Origin of the sequence: Haloarcula montana (genome assembly GCF_035666295.1) — an archaeon.
Lineage (GTDB): Archaea > Halobacteriota > Halobacteria > Halobacteriales > Haloarculaceae > Haloarcula > Haloarcula montana.
Genome location: NZ_CP142028.1, coordinates 281,037 through 303,215 on the forward strand (window position 1 = coordinate 281,037; position 22,179 = coordinate 303,215).

The 22,179-nt window shown below is 62.1% G+C and carries 22 protein-coding genes; 10 read left to right on the forward strand and 12 right to left on the reverse strand.

The window, feature by feature from the left end:
- Nucleotides 1-75: 75 nt before the first annotated feature.
- From VJ109_RS17040 to VJ109_RS17075, 8 genes are all read right to left on the reverse strand, one after another.
- Nucleotides 76-747: an HAD family hydrolase gene (locus VJ109_RS17040; RefSeq protein WP_324760548.1), complete on the reverse strand. Its 672-nt coding sequence runs from the start codon at nt 745-747 to the stop codon at nt 76-78.
- Nucleotides 744-1,862 carry an ATP-grasp domain-containing protein gene (locus VJ109_RS17045; RefSeq protein WP_324760550.1) on the reverse strand — a complete coding sequence of 373 codons (1,119 nt, stop codon included), beginning with the start codon at nt 1,860-1,862 and terminating at the stop codon, nt 744-746. Before VJ109_RS17045 ends, VJ109_RS17040 begins: the two co-directional genes overlap by 4 nt.
- Nucleotides 1,855-3,009, reverse strand: a complete 1,155-nt coding sequence (locus VJ109_RS17050) for a glycosyltransferase (protein WP_324760552.1) — start codon at nt 3,007-3,009, stop codon at nt 1,855-1,857. The genes VJ109_RS17045 and VJ109_RS17050 overlap by 8 nt, the downstream gene beginning before the upstream one ends.
- Before the next feature lie 24 nt (nt 3,010-3,033).
- The gene (locus VJ109_RS17055; protein WP_324760554.1) at nt 3,034-3,774 is read right to left on the reverse strand and encodes a polysaccharide deacetylase family protein; all 741 of its coding nucleotides are present in this window, start codon (nt 3,772-3,774) and stop codon (nt 3,034-3,036) included.
- A 75-nt stretch (nt 3,775-3,849) separates the two neighbouring features.
- Nucleotides 3,850-4,431 carry a metal-dependent hydrolase gene (locus VJ109_RS17060; RefSeq protein ID WP_324760556.1) on the reverse strand — a complete coding sequence of 194 codons (582 nt, stop codon included), beginning with the start codon at nt 4,429-4,431 and terminating at the stop codon, nt 3,850-3,852.
- A gap of 11 nt (nt 4,432-4,442) precedes the next feature.
- Nucleotides 4,443-5,537, reverse strand: a complete 1,095-nt coding sequence (locus tag VJ109_RS17065; RefSeq protein ID WP_324760558.1) for a DegT/DnrJ/EryC1/StrS family aminotransferase — start codon at nt 5,535-5,537, stop codon at nt 4,443-4,445.
- Nucleotides 5,534-6,118 carry an acyltransferase gene (locus VJ109_RS17070; protein ID WP_324760559.1) on the reverse strand — a complete coding sequence of 195 codons (585 nt, stop codon included), beginning with the start codon at nt 6,116-6,118 and terminating at the stop codon, nt 5,534-5,536. Before VJ109_RS17070 ends, VJ109_RS17065 begins: the two co-directional genes overlap by 4 nt.
- Nucleotides 6,119-6,316: 198 nt before the next feature.
- A complete protein-coding gene (locus tag VJ109_RS17075; protein WP_324760561.1) occupies nt 6,317-7,624 on the reverse strand; it encodes a sulfatase-like hydrolase/transferase in 1,308 nt (435 codons plus the stop codon).
- A gap of 461 nt (nt 7,625-8,085) precedes the next feature.
- On the opposite strand from VJ109_RS17075, the gene VJ109_RS17080 reads away from it, so the two are divergent.
- From VJ109_RS17080 to VJ109_RS17095, 4 genes are all read left to right on the forward strand, one after another.
- A complete protein-coding gene (locus VJ109_RS17080) occupies nt 8,086-10,089 on the forward strand; it encodes a hypothetical protein (RefSeq protein ID WP_324760563.1) in 2,004 nt (667 codons plus the stop codon).
- Entirely contained in the window at nt 10,086-11,021 is a 936-nt protein-coding gene (locus tag VJ109_RS17085) for a DUF1616 domain-containing protein (RefSeq protein ID WP_324760565.1), read from the forward strand. Before VJ109_RS17080 ends, VJ109_RS17085 begins: the two co-directional genes overlap by 4 nt.
- 674 nt (nt 11,022-11,695) lie before the next feature.
- Entirely contained in the window at nt 11,696-12,244 is a 549-nt protein-coding gene (locus VJ109_RS17090; protein ID WP_324760567.1) for a DUF7344 domain-containing protein, read from the forward strand.
- Between the two features lie 190 nt (nt 12,245-12,434).
- Complete coding sequence (locus VJ109_RS17095; RefSeq protein WP_324760569.1) at nt 12,435-12,989, forward strand: DUF7344 domain-containing protein; 555 nt, start codon at nt 12,435-12,437, stop codon at nt 12,987-12,989.
- A gap of 3 nt (nt 12,990-12,992) precedes the next feature.
- Here VJ109_RS17095 and VJ109_RS17100 read toward each other — a convergent pair whose 3' ends face one another.
- Nucleotides 12,993-13,208: a hypothetical protein gene (locus VJ109_RS17100; protein WP_324760571.1), complete on the reverse strand. Its 216-nt coding sequence runs from the start codon at nt 13,206-13,208 to the stop codon at nt 12,993-12,995.
- Between the two features lie 491 nt (nt 13,209-13,699).
- Here VJ109_RS17100 and VJ109_RS17105 point away from each other — a divergent pair, with 491 nt between their 5' ends.
- Nucleotides 13,700-13,975 (forward strand): ArsR family transcriptional regulator, encoded by a 276-nt coding sequence (locus tag VJ109_RS17105; protein ID WP_324760573.1) that lies wholly within the window; start codon nt 13,700-13,702, stop codon nt 13,973-13,975.
- Between the two features lie 586 nt (nt 13,976-14,561).
- The gene (locus tag VJ109_RS17110; RefSeq protein WP_324760575.1) at nt 14,562-15,149 is read left to right on the forward strand and encodes a hypothetical protein; all 588 of its coding nucleotides are present in this window, start codon (nt 14,562-14,564) and stop codon (nt 15,147-15,149) included.
- Between the two features lie 70 nt (nt 15,150-15,219).
- On the opposite strand, the gene ddfA (VJ109_RS17115) is transcribed toward VJ109_RS17110, so the two are convergent.
- The gene (ddfA, locus tag VJ109_RS17115) at nt 15,220-15,477 is read right to left on the reverse strand and encodes a DdfA family disk-determining factor (protein WP_324760577.1); all 258 of its coding nucleotides are present in this window, start codon (nt 15,475-15,477) and stop codon (nt 15,220-15,222) included.
- 449 nt (nt 15,478-15,926) lie between these two features.
- Here ddfA (VJ109_RS17115) and glmS point away from each other — a divergent pair, with 449 nt between their 5' ends.
- Together glmS and ddfA (VJ109_RS17125) are read left to right on the forward strand one after the other, a co-directional pair.
- Nucleotides 15,927-17,738, forward strand: coding sequence for a glutamine--fructose-6-phosphate transaminase (isomerizing) (glmS, locus tag VJ109_RS17120; RefSeq protein WP_324760579.1), 1,812 nt, complete (start codon nt 15,927-15,929; stop codon nt 17,736-17,738).
- Nucleotides 17,739-18,542: 804 nt separating this feature from the next.
- Complete coding sequence (ddfA, locus tag VJ109_RS17125; RefSeq protein WP_324760581.1) at nt 18,543-18,794, forward strand: DdfA family disk-determining factor; 252 nt, start codon at nt 18,543-18,545, stop codon at nt 18,792-18,794.
- Nucleotides 18,795-18,980: 186 nt separating this feature from the next.
- Here the strand turns inward: ddfA (VJ109_RS17125) and VJ109_RS17130 are convergent, their stop codons facing one another.
- Nucleotides 18,981-19,241, reverse strand: coding sequence for a hypothetical protein (locus tag VJ109_RS17130; RefSeq protein WP_324760583.1), 261 nt, complete (start codon nt 19,239-19,241; stop codon nt 18,981-18,983).
- A 199-nt stretch (nt 19,242-19,440) separates the two neighbouring features.
- Between VJ109_RS17130 and VJ109_RS17135 the strand changes: the two genes are divergently transcribed.
- Complete coding sequence (locus VJ109_RS17135) at nt 19,441-19,650, forward strand: DUF1328 domain-containing protein (RefSeq protein WP_324760585.1); 210 nt, start codon at nt 19,441-19,443, stop codon at nt 19,648-19,650.
- Nucleotides 19,651-20,048: 398 nt separating this feature from the next.
- On the opposite strand, the gene VJ109_RS17140 is transcribed toward VJ109_RS17135, so the two are convergent.
- Nucleotides 20,049-20,774, reverse strand: a complete 726-nt coding sequence (locus tag VJ109_RS17140) for a hypothetical protein (protein WP_324760587.1) — start codon at nt 20,772-20,774, stop codon at nt 20,049-20,051.
- Between the two features lie 404 nt (nt 20,775-21,178).
- Here VJ109_RS17140 and VJ109_RS17145 point away from each other — a divergent pair, with 404 nt between their 5' ends.
- Complete coding sequence (locus tag VJ109_RS17145; RefSeq protein ID WP_324760589.1) at nt 21,179-22,138, forward strand: mannonate dehydratase; 960 nt, start codon at nt 21,179-21,181, stop codon at nt 22,136-22,138.
- Nucleotides 22,139-22,179: the final 41 nt, after the last annotated feature.

Sequence of the window (22,179 nt, forward strand, 5' to 3'; positions counted from 1 at the left end):
TCCGTGCGTGGTGGCGACCGACCCACCACTTCGGAGCCGAGCAGCGACGGAAAATAGATGTGTTCTGCGGGATGGTCAGCTTTCGACGGCCACCGTCGACAGCGACGCGCTCAGTTCGGCGAGGCTGTCGATTTCGAGATCCGGAACCGCGTTCTCAATATCCGGTTCCCGGTCGGCGTGACGACCTCGGCGAATCCGGACCGTCGTCATGCCGATCTCGTTGGGAATCCGAACGTCGAAGCGGGGGTCGTCGCCGACGTAGACGGCGTCCTCGGGCGACACCCACAGGTCCGAGAGGATCGCGTCGAAGACCTCGCGTTCGCGTTTCGAGTAGCCGATCGTCGGTGAGACCAGGACGGCGTCGAAGTACTCCTCGATACCGAGCCGGCGGAGCTTCGCGCGACCGCCCCGACCGTCCGTCAGTAGCCCCAGCTGAACGGACTCACTCAGCTCCGAGAGGACCGGCTCGGTGTCCGCGTAGGGGGACAGCGGCGTCGTCGCCGAGTGATAGGCTTCGACGAGTTCCCCGCCGAGATGGGAGGGGAGATCGTGCCGGTCCAGGAGCCGATCGAACGTCCCCTCGGTGATCCCCTCCTCGAAGTACATCGTCACCAACTCCTCGTGGAAGCGACGGCCTGTTCGTGACTCCAGTCGGTCCGCTCCAGCGCGCAGTCCCGCCTCGGCGTACGCCTCGTAGTCGTACAGCGTGTCGTCGAGATCGAAACAGACCGCACTGAGGTCGGTCATTGGGTCGGTTTCGGTGACGGTGTCTGCTCGCCCCCGATGCGATACGTCTCTCCGCTGGGCGCCCGGAACACCTCGTCCCAGTACCGCGACATCCAGGTCCCCCACCGAACGTCGACCGGCGGGAGGTCCTCGCCGAGCGCGTGTTTGAGGCCGAGATACGGCATGTTCGCCCCGGCCCCGACACACATGACGATCGTCCCGGCGACGCGGGGGTTGATCTCGATGAGTTTCGGGGTGCCGTCGGCGTCGTACTTGAACTGGAGGTTGACGTTGTACTCCAGCTCCAGCTCTCGGCAGATGTCGCCGGCTTCTTCGATGAGTTGTTCGTTCTCCTCGACGACGCCCTGGAACGTGATCCCGGCGCGGGTCTGGGCTCTGGTTCGCGGGACGACGGGGCCGACGGAGTCACCCAGCGCCAGCGCGTCGACGCTGTACTCCGCTCCGGGCAGGTACTCCATGACGACTAATTCGGGGAACGGGTCCGCCTGGGCGAGCACCGGCCGGACCTCTTCGAGCGTCGTGACCGCCTCCTCGGGTTTCTCCTCGAGCAGTCGCGTGAGTTGGTCGGCGTCGTCGTCGAGGATGCGAAACCCCCGCATCCCGCTGCCGACGGTGGGTTTGAAACAGATCGGTCGCTCGGGATAGCCCAGTGCGTCCGCCGCTTCGACGAACGACGCCTCGTCGTCGACGTGGACGAACTCCGGCGCCGAGTCGAAGCCGCGCTCTTCGAGGAACTCGTACAGCGCGGCCTTGTCGTTTGCGACCGACAGCGCGTCGGCATCCGAAACCATCACACGGGCCGGGATCTCGCCGCGGCGTTCGGCCAGCGGCTGGAGTTCGTCGGTGGTCAGCGGGAGAACGACGTCGATGTCGGCCTCCGCCGCGAGTTCGGCGATCCGCGGGACGTACGCCTCGTCGGTGCCCGCGGGGACCCTGTAGCCGTCGTCGACCAGCGCGAACCCGTAGGCGTCCGGGTCCATGTCGACGCCGACGATGTGGACCGGTCGCTCCGTCGCCCGAAGACTCCTGATGATCCCCCAGGCGCCGGGTGCGCCCGCGCCGGTCAGGAGCACTGTCACCTCGTCGTTTCCGGTCGTCGTCCGTGTCTCACTCATCGGAGGCTCCGTTCTGTCGCGGTCCGCCCGCCCGATCGTCGCTTCCGTCGGTGCCGCCGTCGGGCTGGGCCTCCCGTTGCTGTCGGGAAGCCGGGACGCCTTCAGCCAGGCCGTCGCTTGCTGCCGGGGTCGCCGGCCGGGAGCTGTCCGTCGCTGTCTCCGTGGTATCCTGGTCAGTCTCAACCGATCGTTCCAGGTGTTCGTTGTCCGCCATATCCCGGATTCCGGCGTAGATGACGAGGAGGGCACCGAGAAGCACAGTGAGGAACCACGATCCGCTGTCCCCGCGTCGGGTTCGAACGGCGTTGACGAACCCGGCGACACCGCCGGCCAACGCGCCGATTCCGAGCGGGTACAGCAACGCCAGCGGGTTGTAACTCTCCAGGAGGTACTTCTCTTTGAGCCGCCAGCGGAAGCTCCGGAACAGCATCGCCGAGACGTGCGGGATGTACTCCTTGTAGTCGATGTGGCTCTTCCATCCCTCGGTGTAGGCGTACTCCGAGGAGCGGGGTACGTCGGCGATCCGGACGTTGGCGACGTTGAGCCGGACGAGCAGGTCGTTGCAGTAGCCGTAGTACTCGTACATGCCGTCGATATCCGTCCGTTCGAGTGCCGACAGCGAGATGGCGGTGTAGCCGTTCTGGGAGTCCATCGACTCCCAGTAGCCGCTCGCGATCTTCGTGAGATACGAGAGCACGACGTTGCCGAAGAGCCGGAACCGCGGCATCTCGGCCCGGTCCTCGGGGCGTGCGAAGCGGTTCCCCTTGGTGTAGTCGGCGACACCGTCGACGATGGGATCGATGTACCGCGTGAGCTCTCCCGGGTCCATTTGATCGTCGCCGCCGAGGACGACTGTCACGTCGATCGCTTCGTCACGCGCACGCTGATACCCGGTCTTGATCGCCCCGCCGACGCCGCGGTTGTGGTCGTGTTGGATCGGGACGACAAGCTCCTCGAACCGGCCCTCGTGGCGATCGTTGCGGTCGTCCGCGTGGCGTGTGATCTCCGACCAGGTGTCGTCGGTCGATCCGTCGTCGACGACGTACGCACGGTCGAGAAACGGCGGGAGACCGTCGATGACGTCCCCCACGAACCCCGATTCGTTGTAGGCCGGTACGACCGCGGCGATCGTGTGGTCTCTATACATCTGTCACTGTCCTGGTTGTCTCGTTCATTTGTTGTAACTGTCTTCGACGAACTCGCGCCGCGCTTTTCGGGTAGTGTGCTGGCAGGCAATGGAGATGCTCTGCTCGATGCGATCCTCGAACTCCGCGTCGGATTCGCCCCACAGCCCCGGATGTGTCAGTATCTGGATGGGATGGGACGCGTCCGGTAGTTCCGGCGGCTCCGTCCGCCAGCGCTGCCCGGAGTCGGCGATATAGTCGATGTCGCTGAACAGCGCCGGCGCGTACGTGTTGGTGAACCCATCGAAGGGCCGATCGAGGACCCACGACGGGGGGACGTGAAAGGAGACGGTCTCCGGCCGTTCCGAGAGGACCGTCGCCAGGACATCCCGTTCCCGTTCGACCCAGGATTCGAGCAGGCTGTCGTCGGGCGGCTGTTCCGAGTCCCAGTACTCGTGGGTGCTGGTGTGGAGTGCGACCTCGTGGCCGAGCGCTTCGATGGCCCGGAGCTGATCACGGCGCTTCCCTTCGAGCGGGTTGTAGAGGGCGGACGTGACCAGAACGCAGTAGGTCGCCTCGATCCCACGCTCGGCTTCGATACGTGCGGTCGTCAGTGCGTTCTCTATCGAGAGGTCGATGTCGTGTCTGAGTAGTACCTCCCCGTGACCTGCGCCGTCAGAAAACGTCCTGAACTCATAGCCCAGATCGGCCAGCCGATCGAGAAACGACCGGTACCAGTCGTAGGTAAACTCGACTGATGTGAGCGATTGGCTCGGTTGCTTGTCCATTCAGTTCCCACTGCGATACAGAAGCCGTTAGTAATCGTTCGCATACCGAAACAGCAGGGGAGTAGGGAGTCCCAACTACGAAAACCGTCGATCGATCGCCCGGACCAGACGCCCGGGAATCGCCACACCAGGTGTGCCGTCGAACAGCCAGACGACAGCGGTGACGGCCGGGAGTCCGACCATCACGAGGAGTTCGAGCGCCCCCATCGTCGGAACCCCGGAAAGAAACTCACGGAGGTAGAACACGCCCCGCCCGATTCCGCGGTCTACCTCGTAGGTGTTGGCCTCGACGACCGGCCAGAAGACGCGGTTCGGGTCCGGCGGCTCGCCCGTCCGGAGCGGATTCAGCACGTCGCCAAGCAAATGCGACCAGTAGCCGACGACGAAGGCAACGCCCAGCGACTGACGGCCGGACAACCGCCCGAGGACCAGCGCCGCGGCGCCGAGCGGGATCGCGACGAACAGGGAGTGACCGACCGCATAGCCCGTGGGGAACACGCCGAGTCCCCACGAGAGCGGTTTGTCGACGAGGTCCGGGACGAGTGTAGCGACAACGAGCGCGATCGTGGCGTCCTCTTCGGGTGGGTCGTAACCGAGGGCTCGGCAGCCAACCGAGTACAGCAGGTACCCGGCGGCCGCGTGTTCCCACGGCCACATTCAGGGCACACTCACTGGACTTGGAGGCCGGCCTCACTGACGGTCTCGACGACGTGGTCGATCTCGTCGGCGGTCAGTCCGGGATGGACCGGCAGCGAGAGGACCGACTCGGCGGCCGCCTCCGCGGCCGGCGCAGTGGCGTCGTACTCCTCGTAGGCTTCGAGTCGGTGGATCGGCTTGGGGTAGTAGACCGCAGCCCCGACCCCGCCGGCTTCGAGCCGTTCCCGGAGCCCACTCCGGTCGTCACACCGGACGGTGTACTGGTGGTAGGCGTGGTGCGCATCCGACGGTTCGGCCGGGGGTTCGATCCCGGGGACGTCGTCGAGTCCGTTCGACAGTACCGCAGCGTGGTATCGGCGTTGCTCGACCCACGCCGGGAGCTTGGCCAGTTGTTCACGGCCGATCGCGGCGGCGAGACTGGTCATCCGGAGGTTGTGTCCCACGCGCTCGTGGGCGTACGGGCCACCGTCGGCGTCCCGGCCGTGGTTGATGAAACACCGGGCGCGCTCGGCGACGGCTTCGTCGTCGGTCACCACCATCCCGCCCTCGCCGGTCGTCATGTTCTTCGTCGGGTAAAACGAGAACGCCGCGGCGTCCCCGAAGCTCCCGACAGGCTGGCCCTGATAGCGTGCGCCGTGTGCCTGGGCCGCGTCTTCGATCAGGAACACGTCCTCCTCGGTCGCGATGTCGGACAGCGCCGCCATCTCTGCCGGGAGGCCGTAGAGGTGGACCGCCAGGATCGCGTCGGCGTCGGTCTCGCGGACGGCGCTGCGGGCCGCGTCCGGATCGAGATTGTACGTCCGCGGGTCGATGTCGGCAAAGACCGGTTCGGCTCCGACCAGCCGGACGGCGTTCGAGCTAGCGACGAACGAGAACGGCGTGGTGACGACCCGATCGCCGTCACCGATCCCGAGCCCGTCGAGTGCGGCGACCAGCGCCGCGGTCCCGTTGGCTGTGGCGACCGCGTGGTCCGTCTCACAGACGGTCGCAAACTCCGATTCGAACGCTCTGACTTCGGGGCCGTCCGCGACCCTCCCGCTTTCGAGGACGCGTTTCGCCGCCGCCTGCTCGGCCTCGCCGAACTCGGGGTCGGCGATCCCGATCATGCGAGGACGTTCCCCTCGCTCAGCTTCTCTGGGAGCGGGCGGATTTCCGCGGGCACGCCCACGGCCAGACGGTTCGGCGGGACGTCCTCGGTGACGACGGCACCGGCAGCGACGAACGATCCGCGCCCGATGGTCACGCCGGGGAGGATCGTCGCGTTCGCGCCGATCGAGACGTCGTCAGCGAGCGTCGCTCCTTCGAGCTCTGTCTCGACCCGGAGCGGGTACGAATCGTTCGTCAACACGGCGTTTGGCCCGACGAACACGCGGTCGCCGAGCGACGATCCCGGCGGGACGTAGACGCCCGTCTGGAGACTCACGTTCGAGCCGACGACGACATCGCCGTCGACAACGGATTTGGTCCCCAACACGACATCGTCACCGACCATCGTGTGTTCGCGAACGAGCGCGTCGTGTCCGGTCGTGACGTTGGCCCCGAGTTCGACATCGCAGTAGACCGTCGTTCCACTCCGGATACGGGAGCCCCGACCGACGAGTGCCGGACGCGCGTCGGCATCGTACTCGTAGCCGACCGTCGCGCCGGGGTCGACGGTGACGCCGTCCGCCAGTTCCGCCCGCGTCATCGGTGACCGCCCTCTCGATACGGTTTCGTCCGCCGTGGTCGTGGTTGTGTCGGTGGAATCATTGGGTATCTACCGCGGGGAGGATCGGCCGTTCGAGTGACGCCCCTCGGTGTCGGCTGTCACTACCCCGTTCGGTCCCTTCGTTATGCGTCGCATTCGGGCCGAACCCGGGCCACCAGGGAGTGGGACAAAACACGATCACAGTCGCCGGTCGGAGCCAGCGACGACTCGTGCTGCCTTCGAGACGGCTGCCATTTCGAGGCGGTGGCGTTGGACCCGATCCAGTCGCGAGCGGCTCTCGGCACACCGCTCGGGGTACTCGCTCGATACGTCTCGTTCCTCCTCGGGGTCCAGCGGGAGTTCAAAGAGCGATGGCTCACCGTCGTGTTCGAGATATTTGAACTGGCGATCTCTGATCGCCCGGTTGGTCCCACATTCACTGGTCGCGATGGCCGGGGCGTCAGTGAGTTCCCCGGGTTCGAATCGCCCGTAGCGGGCGATCGATAGCGCGACCTCGGGGATGGTCGCCAGCGATGTCGGGTCGGTGATGGTCGCTTCGCAGCGGCCATCGTTAACGATGTACGGGACGTGGACGTTCTCCTCGTAGAGCTGTCGGTGGTGGTGGCCGTAGTTGCCGTGGTCGCTGAAGGACTCGCCGTGGTCCGAATGGACGATCATCGCCGGATCGTCGTCAGCCAGATCAGTGCGGAGCCGGTCGAGGAAGGAATCGACCGAACGGACCGAATCGCGGTAACTCCGCTGCATCGATTCACAGGTCCGGTCGGACATCGTCTGCGCGCGCCCACGCATGACTTTCTCGGAACGGAGCGCGCTCGATATCATCCCGTAGAACGACTGTTCGTGTCTGTGCTTCCGTGCCGGGAGAAACGGGTAATGCGTATCGAGCAGGAACACCCACAGGAAGTACGGTTCGGAGAGTTGCTCCCGGACGGCCTCGATCTGGCCGTAATACGACTCCCAGGGGGTAAAGAAGGAACTCCCGGTGAGCAGGTTGAGTGTGAGTTCGACTGCTTTGTTGGAGTCGTCGACCCCTGGAACCCCACCGGCGAGTCGCCGAATCCAGCTATCGTCGGATTCGCCGGCGAGGTCGGCGAAGTGGTCGAACCCACGATCGAACCCCGATGCAGTCGACGTCCAGGGGTTCGGGCTGAACCCGGCCGTCGAGTATCCCAGTTCTTGGAACTGCTCGGCCACCGAGGTGTATCGTCCGAGATGGTCGTCGATCGCGGTGAGACGGCGTTCCCAGTGGGTGTCTCCGAAATACTCGTCGAGCGAGCCGAGTTCCCGGTGATGACCGGTGAACGCGGCCGGCATCGAGGAAAACGTCTGCGGACCGGGCGCGACAGCCGCCTCGAAGGAGGTGCCCGTCGAAGCGAGGTGGTCCATCGTCGGTGTGAGCCCACGATCGTCACCGAGAAACCCACAGTGGTCGGCGCGAAGGCTATCTATCGAGACGAGGACGACGTTGCGGGCAGTGTCACTCATGATCATGACACCTGGTTGATAGTGGGTCCATCTGCGCAACTGAACAAAGGGGGCGGGGTTGTTTTGTTACGGGTTACCATCCGGAATGCCGAGGGATGGTCCGGGCACCGACAGTCGTTGGGTTTCGGAACCACAGGATAGCGACGAAACGTATGGAGACCCTTACGGACGCTCGACGGTCACGATTACCGGAACGGCAAACCACGGCGAGGACGAGGCGGATACCCGGCCGGATTGGACAGCGTCACCGTTCTGTCTCCAGTATCGGCCCGCTAACCGCGACTGTGCTCGACGACACCACGCTCCCGAGACGGAGTAGGACGAACATTACAATCCCTGTTTTCGCTGAAGGGTCTGCCAATGTTACCGGAGATACCGACTGACACCGCTGCCGGGGCGAACCCCCCTCTTACAGCCGATGACCGCAACGCCGTCCCCGGTACTGCCGGACAACTGGTCCCATGAGCCACCACGGGCTTCCTGAATGGATCTCGACGAGCAGGAGAGACGTGTCCCTCGCTTGGATCGTCTCCGTGCTCTCCGTGCTCCTGCTCGGGCTCAGTCTGTTCGCCTCCCAGCCGTTTCTCCTCGTCATCCCGATCGCTGCGGGCGTGGGGAGCGGCCTGTATCTGCTGACCCAGTCCGACCGCGGGTCGGACGCCCTCTCCTGGGACAGCCAGCGCCAAGACACGTCGACCCCGAGACTGCCCCGAGCAGTCGCCGGCTACCTGCCGTCGATCGTGCTGTTGGGACTCTCCGGGCTGGTGCTCTCGATCAACCAGATCGGAACCCGGACCGCTCCCGTTTACCTGCTGACCGGCGCGATCGCGGTCGGGATCTTCGCCCAGATACTGTTTGTCGACGACGACCATCTCACGCCGGGGCTGGTACTCGCACAGTTGTTCCTGGCCGCACTCGTCATCCGGCTCAGTGCACTCTACGCGACACCGGGGTTCGTGGGCGTCGACATCTGGACACACGCAACCGTCTTCGTCGAGGGGATCGCGCGTGAGGGATCGTTAGCACCCCTCGCCGGTGACAAGTACGTCATGGCCCCGCTGTATCACGTCACCGGAGCGATCGGTGCGCTCCTGCTGGGGGGCGTACGCAACGGGATCTACCTGACGATCGGCGTCCTCGTTCCGCTGTCGGCGTTGTTCGTCTACGCGACCGGACGGATGCTCCTCTCCGCACGGTGGGCCTTGCTCGCGGCGGGGTTCTACACCTTCTCCGATCAGTTCATCCGCTGGGGACTCCACATCATCCCGACGAGTCTCGGGCTCGTCCTCTTTCTCGCGGCACTCTACGCGGTAACGAGAGTCCTCGCCGCGGACGCGGAGCTGTGGGCGGTCGGACTGTTACTCGTCTCCAGTCTCGCCATCGTCTTCACCCATCAGGTCTCGACGGTGATCGCGCTGGTCGTCCTCGGGGTTACAACGCTGGTCTCCGTCGTGATGGCGGTGATCCAGAGGGATTCCTCGACGGCCACTGGACTCCGGAAAGCGGTCGCACTGAGTGGTGTCTTCGTCACCGTCCTCGCGACGACGCTCCTGTCGTGGTCGATGACGCCCTTTACGGGCGGGACCTTCCTCTCGCGAGAACTCGCGATCATCAGGGAGTCGATCACCGAGAACGCCGGGTTCCTCAACCTCGTCAGTGGGAGCGACGCGGCCGCGAACAGTATCGGTCCCGTCGACTCCGGCGGCCTCCTCGCGGCAGCGATCCCGTACGTCGAACTGTTCGGGTTCGCAGTGTTGCTCCTGACGACCGTGCTGGGCGGACTGTACATGCTCTACCGCGCGGGGCCGGTCGACCTCACGTCGACGTATCTGCTGACCGGCGGACTCCTGTTTACGCTCACTTTCGGCCTCTCGCTGTTCGGGGTCCGCGCGCTGCTGCCCGGGCGCTGGATCGCGTTCCTGTACGTCCCGATGGCACTGATCGGCGCTGCCGGCCTGTACTACGTCTCCAGGAGTGCGTCTAGTCGTGTCGTGATCGCGGTGTTTCTCGTCGTCACGTTGGGATATCCGACGACGATGGTCGTCGCCGAGAAAGCGACGCTGGACAGCCCGGCTTTCGACGACGAGTATCCGCGGTTCACCTACACCAGTCCGGAGATCGCAGCCGTCGAAACCATCAGCGCGTCCGATCCCCCTGCCAGTGAGGCGACCATCGCGACGGATCACCCGTACGTGAGCCTCTTTCGCAGGGTCGGGGGGTATGGCTACGATGCGTCCATACTGGAGCTGGGACCAGCCGGTCCCGAAGACGCCGATGCGGTGGTCTATCGAACGTACCAGTCGACAAACCCGGTGACGTTCCATCGGGCGCCCACCGCCCCCGGCTTCGAACTCGGAGCCGACGTGGAAGCGAGTGTCTGTCCGGCGGGATGGAACAGTGCGTACACGAACAGCCAGGTGAAACACTGTACTCCGTCGTCGCTCACCGCGGAGGGGGACCGATGAGGGGACCCGGACGGGTGACCGACCTCTCGGTGGTCGGTCTGTTCGTCGTGGTCGCTGTCCTGGTCCTCACCGTCCTGGACGCTCCCCGAGCCGCAGTGTGGGCCGTCGCCATCCCGTTGGTTCTGGTTGCGCCTGGCTACACCATCGTCGCGGCGCTGTTTCCCGCCGGTCCGTCCGCGGGGCGATCGGCCGGCAGTCCGTCACGGTCGCCCGGGTGGGCCGCGCGAGTCGGGATGGTGCTGGTCACGAGTGTCCTCGTCGTCGCCGTCATCGGGGTTCTGTTGAGTTTGGGTGGCGTCCTTCGGCAAGTGCTCGTTGTCCGCGCGCTCGCCGCCAGCGTCGTCGTTGGCCTCGTGATCGCGTGGTACCGTCGCCGACAGATCGCCCCCGACCAGCGTTCGGACCCGTTTCTCGGGGTGCGATCGCTCCCTGACCGAACCGGTCTTTCGGGGTTCCAGACGGCCGCCCTCGCCGTCGGTATGGTCGCTCTCGTCGCCGCGGTGGCCGTCACGGGGGCGTCGCCGGAGCCGACCGAGTCGTTCTCGGAGGCGTCCTTGCTCGCAGGCGGGGAGACGGACGAACTCCTCGGCTCGAACGGAACTGTCACGTTCGTCGCCGGCGAACCGAACGCGGTCCACCTTCGGATTCAGAACCACGAGGGGACGGAGACGACGTACCACATCGTCGGAACGCTCCAGCGTGTCGGGCCGAACGGCACCGTGTTGGACTCACAGCGTGTCGACAGTGGACAACGGACCGTCTCCGCAGGCACCAGTGCGGTGCTCCGCCGACAGGTCTCCCCGCCGACGACCGGCGATAGGGTCAGGTTACAGTATCTGGTCTACACTGGGTCGGTTCCGAACGATCCCACCGTCGAGAACGCGTCGCTGACGCTCCGCCACTGGATCGAAGTCGAAGCGAGCCAGCAGTGACCGGTCGCCAGTAGTCCGATCACGGTGCCGTCGGCGACTCCGCTCTCACCACTTGGTTCGTCGAGATCCGACGCTGAGAGCGTCGATAGCACCGTCGACATCGCCATCGGACCGGCGTTCCCATCCGGCGGAACTGACTGTTCCTGGCTCGCGGGGTGGGTCTGCCAGTGAGTCTCCTGATTGACCGGGAATTGCGGTGCTTACCTGATTATTCCAGTGACTACTCCGGTGAAAGGTCTCAATTACAATGATGAACCCGTGTGTCCGAACAGATGGAGTCGGACGATAGCAACCAGTTGTCGGCCGATTCCGTTGGTTCTACCTCTCCCCCCACCCCCACCCCATCGCCTTTCGATCGGCGACATGTCTCGATACGAGTGACGGCAGCCCGATCTCGATCGGAACTATCAGCGAGAGAGTTAGTGCCGTAACCGCATGTCCAGTTTCGAACAGGCCGGTCGATCGGTAGTGTATCGACCCCATTCTGTTACTCGTTTTCTCAAAAAATCCCCTCCAATGAAAATGTTACATATTGACATACAAGGGTGGTCTATACGTGGATGTATCATGCCGATCCTGACTGAGAGCGCTGTCTGATGGGGGTATTGACGGTGAACACGAGGTCAGGGTCGGGACCGAGAGCGGGTGGAGCTGCGCAAGGGGAGAACGCGATTATGAACATCAAACCAAACATCCAAGGAAAAGGCACGGGAGCGGATCGAACCAGTGGAACGACCGAGACCATGGCTGACAGTCAGTCGGACAGGGAGGAAGAGTCACCTGTGGATAGCATCCCCGCCGAAACAGTGTCTTCTCCAGTCCAGATCGACCAGGTCTTCGAGATACTGAAGAACGATCGTCGGCGTGCCGTCCTCCGGTACATGAGCGAGGTGGATTCGGAGGTCCGTCTGGGCCAACTCGCCGAGCAGATCGCCGCCTGGGAGTGTGATAAGGACGTGTCGCAGATCACCTCCAGCGAACGCAAACGAGTGTACGTCGGGCTCTACCAATCACACCTGCCGAAGATGGCGGACGTGGGGGCGATCTCGTACAACAAGCCGCGCGGGAAGATCGAGCCGGGCGAACACATGGCCTTCTTCGTGGAGTACCTGCCCGCGGAGTGTGACGGGACGGAGAGCCGGTGGACCGTCTACCATCAGGCAATCATCGTCTGTGCGGTAGTCCTGAGCATTGCCCTCGTCGCCGTCGCGATCGCGCTGTGACGACTGGCCACCTACTCTTGTTCCGGGCGGTCCGGAACGACCCCAGTTCTCTCGAAGCGTCACCGGGATCGACACGACAGTAAGTCACTGCTACCCCGATAACACCGGCCATAACAATACCGTATTCAAGTCACTGTATCGGTATGAAACCGCTCGAAGAGACGAGACCACAGGGCATCTCACAGTGATTATGAGTGTTCCTGACTCGGAAACGCTGACACCCGATGATATCTTCGAGATACTCAGCAACCATCGCCGCCGGATGGTCCTCTATTATCTCCGCAAGGACGGGGGATCAGTAGAGGTGCGAGAGCTGGCCGAAGAGATCGCAGCGATGGAAAACGACACCAGTGTCACGGAGCTGACGAGCCAACAACGCAAGCGTGTCTACGTCTCACTCTATCAGACACATCTCCCGAAGATGGACCAGATGAACGCCATCGAGTACGACAAGGACGCCGGCACGGTCCAGCTCACCGATCAGACGACCAACATCGACAGATATCTCAATACCAGCGAGCAGACGACCTATCCCTGGACGTTTCACTACGTAGTCCTCGGTCTCCTCTCCGGACTCACAGTTACCCTGTCCCTGCTTTCTGTGCCCGTTTTCTCCGGGATCCCGCTGGTGTGGCTCGGTCTCGGTATTTTCGCCCTGTTCGCGGCTTCGGCAGTCATCCAGGTTATCAAACGGAACAGGGAGACGGATATTCCGTTCGAACTGAGCCAGTACGAGCAGGAGTGACTGTCACCGACAGTCGTCGAGATCCCGGACGCTCCGGCCGTCGGCGATCATGAACTCCGAATCGGTCAGATGCTCCTCCTCCCGCGGGAGGAATATGTATTTCTCTCCGCCCTCCTCGACGGAAACCACACTCAGCGGCCGGTATTCGTACCCTAGGTCGTCGATCGGATCCGGGTCGTTTGCGACCTGTTCCCAGGCGTCCCTGGGAGTACTACTCATCGTCCTCGATCCGGTATCGTGGCTGTACTCTCGCTCGCTCTGGTGCCGTCTCGGTACCGTTCAAACTGTCTCTGCTCCGGAACCACTGCTTCATACTGGTAGGCTGTGCCTATCGAATTTAACAGTTCTGGCCCGATAGATACCCGATTGTTACGCGTTGGCCATGGATCAGTCACCGGATCGGGTCGCCGACGGATCCCGACCGGACCCTTTCGAATTGGCCGCCTACCGCGTCTAGTCTATCCATACGAACACGGGCAAGTGTGTTCGGTACGAACACAGTGAGTAAGTGCCGTATACCTGAATACCCCCCGGTCTAAACAGAAGTATCCACAGACCGGACGGCGTGACCGTCGAGCGCCACAGCGAAGACGGTCGTGACAGCAGTTACGCATGATCCGAACTCTCTACCGTCGACGACCGCCGGCATCTGCGCCCGTACCGAGTCTCCTGACCACATCTGCCGGAGTGACACTCCACGTGGAGTCACGATGAGCGACGATTGGGGGATTGTCGGGTACGTGGTCAGCTCGAAGTACCGTGTCCTGGTGTTACAGCGACTCATCGACTCGCCGGCACCGCCGTCGACGATCGCCACCGACGTGAACTGCCCAGTCTCTCACGTCTCGCGGGCTCTTCAGGAGTTACGCTCCCGTGGCCTGGTCGACCTGCTCGTCCCCGAATCCAGAAAGAAAGGGCGGATCTACGGCGTCACCGACGAGGGACGGTCGGTCTGGGATACGATCGAATCCGAGAATCTCGCCTGACCGGGACAACATACGCTCGTGCCGGTCAAGACTTCCATCCCGAACCTGCTTTCTCAGGGTGTGGTAATCGACTCCCGTCTCTCCGATCACCCGAATCCACACGAACATCGCGGAGGGGGATGCTCGACACTCAGTCGTCGTCGGGTATCAGCATCTCCGGGGTACGCTTGTGCTTGGGCGTTGCTGCGAAGTCGCTCATCCGTTGTCTATCACTCTCTGTGAGGTAACGTACCATACTCCTACAGAAGAGGGGTGGTTAGATTAGTAATTTCAACATATACGGCGCTCTCGGCGGAACGGCCCACCTACTCCAACTGCTCGTTCAGGCGATCGGACAGCCACCACCGATGGACTGTTCATTGCCACGCCCGTGACGAACAGATCCGCCGGCCCACTTACTGAAACTCCCGGGCTGGAAGGCGATCGCTCCATCACAGAGAGCCACATCGTCGCCGTTCTGCCCGTCCCGTGGACGATCGGGAACAGCGTTCTCCGTCGAATCTGACTAGCTATCGTCTCACGTCGCCACCGGATTGCTTCGATAGAGAGCGCCTAACAAATACCGACTCGGGAGGACCGGAGAACGATGTCGGACAACGACACGCCGAAACTGGGACGACGACAGGTACTGCGCACAATCGGGTCCGGAACGGCACTGAGTGTCGGTGGGCTCGGCGTGTTCGCCGGTAACGCCACAGCTTGGGACCGAAAGGACGTCGACTTCAAGGGCTGTTCAGAGGTCTGGCTGATCGTCGGTGCGGACGATATCGCTCACGATCCGCCGACGGTCGTCCGCGTCGTCGTCGCACGGCCCGACGGGTCGACCGACTGTCGTGACGTCGAACTCACCGCCGAAAATACGAGCCAGATCCCCGGTCAGTACGGTGACGCCCCCGTGCGGAAGGTCACAGCCGAGGACGGCGAGAAGGTCCTGGGTGTGATCTTCTACAACTATCGATCCGCGGATCGCTTCGCTTCGGCGTCCTGTATCCACACTAACGACCACCGGTGTGTGTCGACACCGGGGACGCCATCGCTGGAGGATGCGCCCTGTGTGCAATCGGCCAGAGAAATCGGTGGGTACGACTGTTCGACCACTGAATCGGGACGTGGCAGGAAAGGTCGGCCGGGGAACGCTCGTCCCGGACGTGGCCGGCGTCGCGATCGAACGTAATAGGCTCCCGGAGTACGCCATCCGGTTCTTCGAACCCTGCTGAACGGTTGCTACGCCGGAACAGACCTTTTTATTGTTCGTCGCTGCATTCGGCTCGGTTGCGACTGCTGGTGGCGTCCAGCTTATGAGCCGTGATGTATTCGCTGTTCTGAATCGTGACACGGCACTCGCTGTATATAAACGAGACCTCGCCACCGGGGCGCTGTTCCCCGTTCTCTCGCGGTGCGAACAACGCATCGAGCGCGTCTGGATCAATGATCTCCGCCAGCGGTCTCAGCGATATCGGATCGCGACCGACCACGGCACTCACCACATCGACAACGGCCATACTTACTGACTCGCCCGGTCCTATTTCTCGGTCCATACGACACGCACGGTCCGGCCACCCAAAACAGGGCGACTTTTTAACCCATATTATAACAACAGAGAACCCTCTCCGCGACTGACCCTTCAGAACCCCGTCACGGAGGCGACCGGCACGGCGGAGTGATCGGTTACAATCGACGGACGGGACGGGTTCGAATCGGCTCGTGACCGCGGTCGCGTTGGACTTCGGGTATGACCATGTTACTGGATCAGTGGCTGCTCTGCAGTCAACAAGCCCGTTCATAACAAAGGTAATCTCAGGCTTGTCGACGGTATGCGCTTCAAAAACGCAGCCTGTCCGCCCCTCCGGCCGAACCGTCGTCGCTCGGGAACGAACTGTCCCGCGACTGCCGACACCGGCCGGCCTCACCGCCAGTCACAGACGATCGCTCCCAACGGGCTGATCGTCTGATGTGTGGGATCACCGCCCGCGTCGGAACCGATGACTCGCTGGACGCCCTGCTTGCGAGCCTCAAGAACCTCGAATACCGGGGCTACGATTCTGCCGGAATCGCCGTCCAGAACGGGACGGGCATCAAGGTCAGCAAACACGAGGGCGAGGTCGCACAACTGGAGTCCCAACTCACGTCCGGGGACGTCTTCGGCGAGGTCGGCATCGGACACACCCGCTGGAGTACGCACGGCCCGCCGACCAACGAGAACGCACACCCACACACCGGCTGTCAGGGCCGGGTCGCGGCCGTCCACAACGGGATCATCGACAACTACACGACCCTTCGTGAAGGGCTACAATCGCGGGGACACGAGTTCACGAGCGACACCGATACGGAAGTCATCCCGCATCTCGTCGAGGAACGGCTCGCCGACGGGATGGCCCCGGAGGCCGCGTTCCGGGAGACAGTCGCGCAACTCGACGGTAGTTACGCGATCGCGATCATCATCGACGACGATCCGACCGTCTACGCGACGCGAAACGGCTCTCCCCTCGTGATCGGTGTCGGCGAGACAGCGAACTACCTGGCCAGCGACGTACCGGCCTTCCTGGAGTTTACCGACCAGGTGATCTATCTCGAAGACGACGATATCGCCGTGATAACGCCCGACGATTATCGGATCTCCGACGGGAACGGTTCCTGGGTCCCTCGTCCTGTAGAAACTGTCGACTGGGACCCCGAGGACGCCGAGAAAGGGAAGTACGATCATTACATGCTCAAGGAGATCCACGAACAGCCCACGTCGCTTCGCCAGACCCTCCACGGGCGGATCGACGGTGACGACGTGATCCTGGAGGAGTTCCCTCCGGGCACGTTCGAGGGAATAACTCGTGTCCAGTTCGTCGCGTGCGGGACCTCCTATCACGCCGCGATGTACGGAGAGGGGTTGCTCTCGGAGTGGGGGGTGGACGCGAACTCCTTCATCGCGAGCGAGTACGCCGCCTATCCGGCTCCAGTCGACGAGAACACGCTGGTCATCGGTGTCACCCAGAGCGGTGAGACCGCCGATACGCTGGAGGCGCTTCAGCGTGCTCGCGACCGCGGCGCACGCACGCTCGCGTTGACGAACGTCATCGGTTCGACAGCTGCACGGACCTGTGACGACGCCCTGTTCATCCGTGCTGGTCCCGAGATCGGTGTTGCAGCGACCAAGACCTTCTCCTCGCAGGTCGCGACGCTCGTACTCCTCGGTGAACGGCTGGTCAGGGATGTCACCGGGGAACCGACCGACGAGCACAGCCAACGCCTGGCGGCACTCGAATCGCTTCCGGGAGATGTCGAGACGGTGATCGAGAACTCGCAGGCGGCGGCGGTCAGTCGGCGCTGTCTCGGTGATACCGGTCACTTCTTCGTCGGTCGTGGAAGCGCCTACTCCGTCGCACTCGAAGGTGCGTTGAAGTTCAAAGAGATCACGTACGAACACGCCGAGGGGTTCGCGGCCGGCGAACTGAAACACGGCCCGCTCGCGCTGGTGACTCCCGAGACACCCATCTTTGCCATCGGGACGGGCCGACACCAGAACCGGTTAGAGAGCAACGTCCGGGAGATCCAGACGCGCGGAGCCCCCGTCATCGCCGTCGCACCCCGAACAGACTCGGAGCTGGCCGATACCGCTGATGAATTCCTCCCCGTTCCGGCGACGCATTCGGCGCTGGTAGCGATACTGGCGAACGTCCAGCTCCAGCTCGTCGCCTATCACGCCGCAAACGAGATGGACCGGTCGATCGACAAACCACGGAATCTCGCCAAGAGTGTCACTGTCGAGTAACTGAACCTCCGTGAGATCGCTGTCCCCGAGCAAAACGGGTTCACCGTATCCAGTCCGTTGCGCGTCACATTGTCACACCCTAGGAGTGACTGCGAGGAAATAATATCAGTTTTAGAAGATACCTGTGTAGAACATAAGTCTATTTGCGTATAAACTGGCATGGCAAACGAGGTACTGTTCTGATCCACGGGCGGACACAAGGCCGATCTACGGCAGCTCCCGACTGTAGCTACGAATCAATTCGCGGTCGACGGGAAGCGTCTCCGTCTACACGGCTCGGATGTTGGCTATACAGCGCTGTCGGCCAAACCAACGAGATGCTGTATGGAACTGCTCTCCGATGGCGACGAAACGGGCAAACCGGTGAAATCTGACCGGGCGGTAACGCCGACAGCAACTCGACGCCGTGGGTCTCGTCGGTGACGGTGATTTTCTCGATCCCACTCCGGCCGGAGGCGGCTATCGGTTTCAGATCCCCTCACATACCAATCCGATGCTATTACATATACATTTAATAACAGAAAACCGAAAGTATTCGTTTCCAAATAGCTTGTAGTCACGTCGAGAGAGACAGCCCAGGAGCGGAGCCTCCGTGAGTTACTCCCACCGTTCACGCGGGAATGCGCTTCTCGAAGTGAGGACGACCGTCGGTGTCCTCGCTAGCCGAAGTCATCCTGTAATAAAATACGATATACAAAACACCCAATCGTCGCAAAACCGGAGTTACGATTACAATTATAAATACAATCCCGAAAGGATTTGAATTCACAGGCTTTTACTGCATCTACTGCTGACTGCTGACTGATGGAACTTCAGACGAGTGACGGTCAGGAAGCGGAATTTGAATTTGTGGGGTCGTCTACGAGTGAAGCAGTAGTGCAGGCGGTTGCCGAGGCTGCCGGCACGGATCCGACTGAACTTCCGCCATTATACGATCAAGTCGACCCGGACGCATTAGAGAAACTGTTCCGGAATCCGTCGAACGGGGTTGTCGCCTTCGACTATCACGGATATACGGTTGTCGTTCGTTCAGACGGGACAGTTCTCCTCAAGTAGCGGTCCTTCAGCGGTCGGAGCACACCCCACACCGATCACTGTCCGCAACACGTCATGCCTGAAGCGAGCCGGACCCATCGGGCGGAATGGGCACAGTCCCAACCGAGTCTCGACCCAGGTATCAGTCGCTATTCGACAGCCTGACGCGGGCGACAGAACGGGGACCGACACGATGTCGAGAGTGATCTACGATTCCCAGACGAGTTCGAGAGCAAGATGCGCGTCGCAGTCGTCCGCAGAAGAGTCGTCGCCCTGGACAGCGTCTTTCTCACCGTCGATGCTGTTGCTACAGCGTCCTGTCGAGACGATCCGTCCGATAGAGACGTTCGAGCCACATTTCGGACAATCGAGGAAGATCCCGTCCTCGCCCTCGTGAACCGAATCGGGTTCGATCATCATCCGGGAGCCGTCCGTCCGGTCATCGCTCTTCGAAGCTTGGTCTGCCATGAGTTACCACGTCGGAACCGAGCCGGATAAGTATGCCCAGGGTACTCGCTGTCGCACTGTACAGTACGCCGGGCGATCGGTGGAGAGCGCCGAACCAGCAGTGACGACAGGAGTATCCGCACTGTGTTTCTAATAATCAAAACCACTTCTCGTGTGAAAATGTCACCTGATGAAGTGGTTGCGCCCCGAACCTCACGATATGGCGTTTCAACAGGTATTGGAGAGCGGAGTACAGTTCGTCCCGCTGCAGTTCGGGGGCGACCTCATCGGCCTCGCGATACTGTTCTTGATTCTGGCAATCGTCGCCGCAATTATGGGCGCAGGCGGTGTCGCCGGTGTCAGTATGGACATCGCCAAGTGGTTGGTGATCATCTTCGTGGTTCTCGCCGTGGTCACGTTCTTCCTGTGACGGCGGCGCAGCGTCGGTGTCCGTGAACGTAATTGTTTCGTGTCAACGGATATCGAACCGTCCGCACGGCTATATGGTGCCATTCACTCACTCTCGGTATACCATATACAATCCTATCCGGAAATTTTACAAATACAAATGAGGTCTAATCGAAGATATCAATTCGTAGTGGACTATTTAATTCTATATCGCACAGAGTAGCACGATACTGTGATTGTTTGATCCTATTCGATAGCTGGTTCACAGATCTACGGACAGACACTCTCCGTTCCATGCCTTCACCTTGTTGTCCCAAGAACGTGGAGACACTCTTGGAGGCCCGTGATCGGTGTGGGTCTACGGCTCTCCCCTCGCTTGCACCGTCACAGGATGGCCCATGTGGGGGCGTGCGTGGTCACTCAGACTGTCCGCATCGACTCGATGAGACGCCTGTGGGCGGCGGCGAGGGCCTCCTGGCACACGACTCCTTCGTCGGTGGAGCTGACACCGATCGTAACCTTCACCCGCACGGTACCGGAGCCGCTCGGCAGCACCACCAGGGTTCTGCTGTATGGCAGTTCCTCGTCCTCCGGCCAGGCGAACACGTGCACATCCGGCCCGACATCGTACTCCTCGGTCAACTCGGGGTTGTCCTCGTTCTCCACTATCTCGTCGACGCTACTTTCCAAGTATCCAAATTCCTCGGTATCGTGTACCCGGATCACCGTTGCACCCTCGTCGAACTTTATTCGCAACCGGCTCGCGATGCCCACCTCCGTCCCCACGACCTCTTCCTGCGGGATATCGAAGCTCACATACGGATCCTCGTCGGGCCACTCCCGGCTCGTGTACGACATGGGCACCGACGGACAACCGCTGCCACCGCTGGCTCCGTCGTCCTGCTCCCACGGGAGGTCGGCGGACTCGTCGCTTGACGCGGTGGTCGCTGATTCCGTCGGGGTGTCGCCCACGTCACCGTTCGACCCGCTAGCCTCGGTATCGGTCGTGTCGTCCTCGCCGCCCGGCGTCTCTTCATCACCGTTGCCTCCGCAGCCTGCGAGGGTCGCAGTGGTGATCGTTCCAAATACGGCGAGCAACTGTCTTCGCGTCGATTCCTCGGATGTCGGTCGTTTTCCACTCATCATCCGACGATTCGTGGCCGGCCATACAGAAGGGGGCGCTAAACACTTAGCGTGTGACCACACATAAATGGAAGCGATATTTTAGTTTGCTCCGCAGATGTTTGGAACCCTCTCTCCACGAATATCATCTTTGATCGAGCATCGAATTGCTTCACGGAGTTCCGAGATCGCGGTGAGTGAAGCGTTCTATGACATCCTCTGTTGTCGCTGTATGCACCGTCGAGTTCGCCGGTTTTGTGTCTCCCTTTCCAGTGATCTAGGGGACGATCTCCCACCTGTTTGAATACACCTGTCTCTCTATCCAGGGCGGGCGATCCCGGACAATTTCAGGGGATAACACAGCGCTCACGACAGTCTTTCCATCGAAGACGAAAAATTATATGCCAGTGAGGGTCCTCCCGGACCGTATGGTCCGACCAAGCCTAGTGCTTCCGCCGGAGCCCGACGAGCGGTGGGAGCTCGCAAAGCAGATGGGAGTCACGGACGCGGTTATCCACCCGCTGGAGATCGGCGACGACAAGACGAACTGGACCTTCGACGAGCTCCGGCAGTTACAGAACTGGTTGGAGGGGGACGGTATCGAATTCTCCGTGCTCGAAGGGAGCGTCCCGCTGACAGACCGGATTCGCCTCGGACTTGCTGGACGAGACGAGGATATCGACGAGTTCAAGCAGTTCCTCCGGGATTGCGGCGAGTTGGGTATCCCGGTCGTCTGTTACGACTGGATGGCCGGGGTCCGTTGGGCTCGGACGGGTGCACACGTCGAGTCCCGAGGCGGCTCACTCGTCACTGAGTTCGATAACGCGAAGATGCAGGGCGGTCCGCCGGTCCCGGCCGCAGAGAAGAGCCACGAGGAGATCTTCGACGCCCTGGCGTACTTCCTGGAGGAGGTCGTTCCGGTCGCCGAGGAAGCCGGGGTGAAACTGGGACTCCATCCGGATGATCCGCCCCGCGAGACGGTCCGTGATGTGCCACGGATCGCAAACAGTGTCGAGAACTACGATCGGATCCTCGACGTGGTCGATAGCGAACACAACGGTGTGACGTTCTGTCAGGGCAACTTCGCCGCGATGGGCACGGACATCCCGTCGGCGATCCGGCATTTCGGTGACCGAATCAACTTCGTCCACTTCAGAGATATCGAGGGCGACGAAGACGCGTTCGTCGAGACGTGGCACGATGACGGGCCGACGGACATGCACGCCGCGATGGCCGCGTACGAGGAGGCCGTCGGCGACGAGGTCCCCATGCGCCCGGACCACGTCCCGACGATGGCTGGGGAAGACAACTCCAACCCCGGTTACCACACGAAAGGCAGGCTGTTCGCCATCGGATACATGCGTGGCCTCCTCGATTCGGTCGAGTGACACCGCGGTCCACGTGACCATCCGGGGCGCTCTCGTTCGCT

Bases quoted from the DNA above. Each gene is read 5' to 3' on its own strand.
- VJ109_RS17040 (WP_324760548.1), bottom strand. From the start codon at position 747: ATGACCGACCTCAGTGCGGTCTGTTTCGATCTCGACGACACGCTGTAC.
- VJ109_RS17045 (WP_324760550.1), bottom strand. From the start codon at position 1,862: ATGAGTGAGACACGGACGACGACCGGAAACGACGAGGTGACAGTGCTC.
- VJ109_RS17050 (WP_324760552.1), bottom strand. From the start codon at position 3,009: ATGTATAGAGACCACACGATCGCCGCGGTCGTACCGGCCTACAACGAA.
- VJ109_RS17055 (WP_324760554.1), bottom strand. From the start codon at position 3,774: ATGGACAAGCAACCGAGCCAATCGCTCACATCAGTCGAGTTTACCTAC.
- VJ109_RS17060 (WP_324760556.1), bottom strand. From the start codon at position 4,431: ATGTGGCCGTGGGAACACGCGGCCGCCGGGTACCTGCTGTACTCGGTT.
- VJ109_RS17065 (WP_324760558.1), bottom strand. From the start codon at position 5,537: ATGATCGGGATCGCCGACCCCGAGTTCGGCGAGGCCGAGCAGGCGGCG.
- VJ109_RS17070 (WP_324760559.1), bottom strand. From the start codon at position 6,118: ATGACGCGGGCGGAACTGGCGGACGGCGTCACCGTCGACCCCGGCGCG.
- VJ109_RS17075 (WP_324760561.1), bottom strand. From the start codon at position 7,624: ATGAGTGACACTGCCCGCAACGTCGTCCTCGTCTCGATAGATAGCCTT.
- VJ109_RS17080 (WP_324760563.1), top strand. From the start codon at position 8,086: ATGAGCCACCACGGGCTTCCTGAATGGATCTCGACGAGCAGGAGAGAC.
- VJ109_RS17085 (WP_324760565.1), top strand. From the start codon at position 10,086: ATGAGGGGACCCGGACGGGTGACCGACCTCTCGGTGGTCGGTCTGTTC.
- VJ109_RS17090 (WP_324760567.1), top strand. From the start codon at position 11,696: ATGAACATCAAACCAAACATCCAAGGAAAAGGCACGGGAGCGGATCGA.
- VJ109_RS17095 (WP_324760569.1), top strand. From the start codon at position 12,435: ATGAGTGTTCCTGACTCGGAAACGCTGACACCCGATGATATCTTCGAG.
- VJ109_RS17100 (WP_324760571.1), bottom strand. From the start codon at position 13,208: ATGAGTAGTACTCCCAGGGACGCCTGGGAACAGGTCGCAAACGACCCG.
- VJ109_RS17105 (WP_324760573.1), top strand. From the start codon at position 13,700: ATGAGCGACGATTGGGGGATTGTCGGGTACGTGGTCAGCTCGAAGTAC.
- VJ109_RS17110 (WP_324760575.1), top strand. From the start codon at position 14,562: ATGTCGGACAACGACACGCCGAAACTGGGACGACGACAGGTACTGCGC.
- ddfA (WP_324760577.1), bottom strand. From the start codon at position 15,477: ATGGCCGTTGTCGATGTGGTGAGTGCCGTGGTCGGTCGCGATCCGATA.
- glmS (WP_324760579.1), top strand. From the start codon at position 15,927: ATGTGTGGGATCACCGCCCGCGTCGGAACCGATGACTCGCTGGACGCC.
- ddfA (WP_324760581.1), top strand. From the start codon at position 18,543: ATGGAACTTCAGACGAGTGACGGTCAGGAAGCGGAATTTGAATTTGTG.
- VJ109_RS17130 (WP_324760583.1), bottom strand. From the start codon at position 19,241: ATGGCAGACCAAGCTTCGAAGAGCGATGACCGGACGGACGGCTCCCGG.
- VJ109_RS17135 (WP_324760585.1), top strand. From the start codon at position 19,441: ATGGCGTTTCAACAGGTATTGGAGAGCGGAGTACAGTTCGTCCCGCTG.
- VJ109_RS17140 (WP_324760587.1), bottom strand. From the start codon at position 20,774: ATGATGAGTGGAAAACGACCGACATCCGAGGAATCGACGCGAAGACAG.
- VJ109_RS17145 (WP_324760589.1), top strand. From the start codon at position 21,179: ATGGTCCGACCAAGCCTAGTGCTTCCGCCGGAGCCCGACGAGCGGTGG.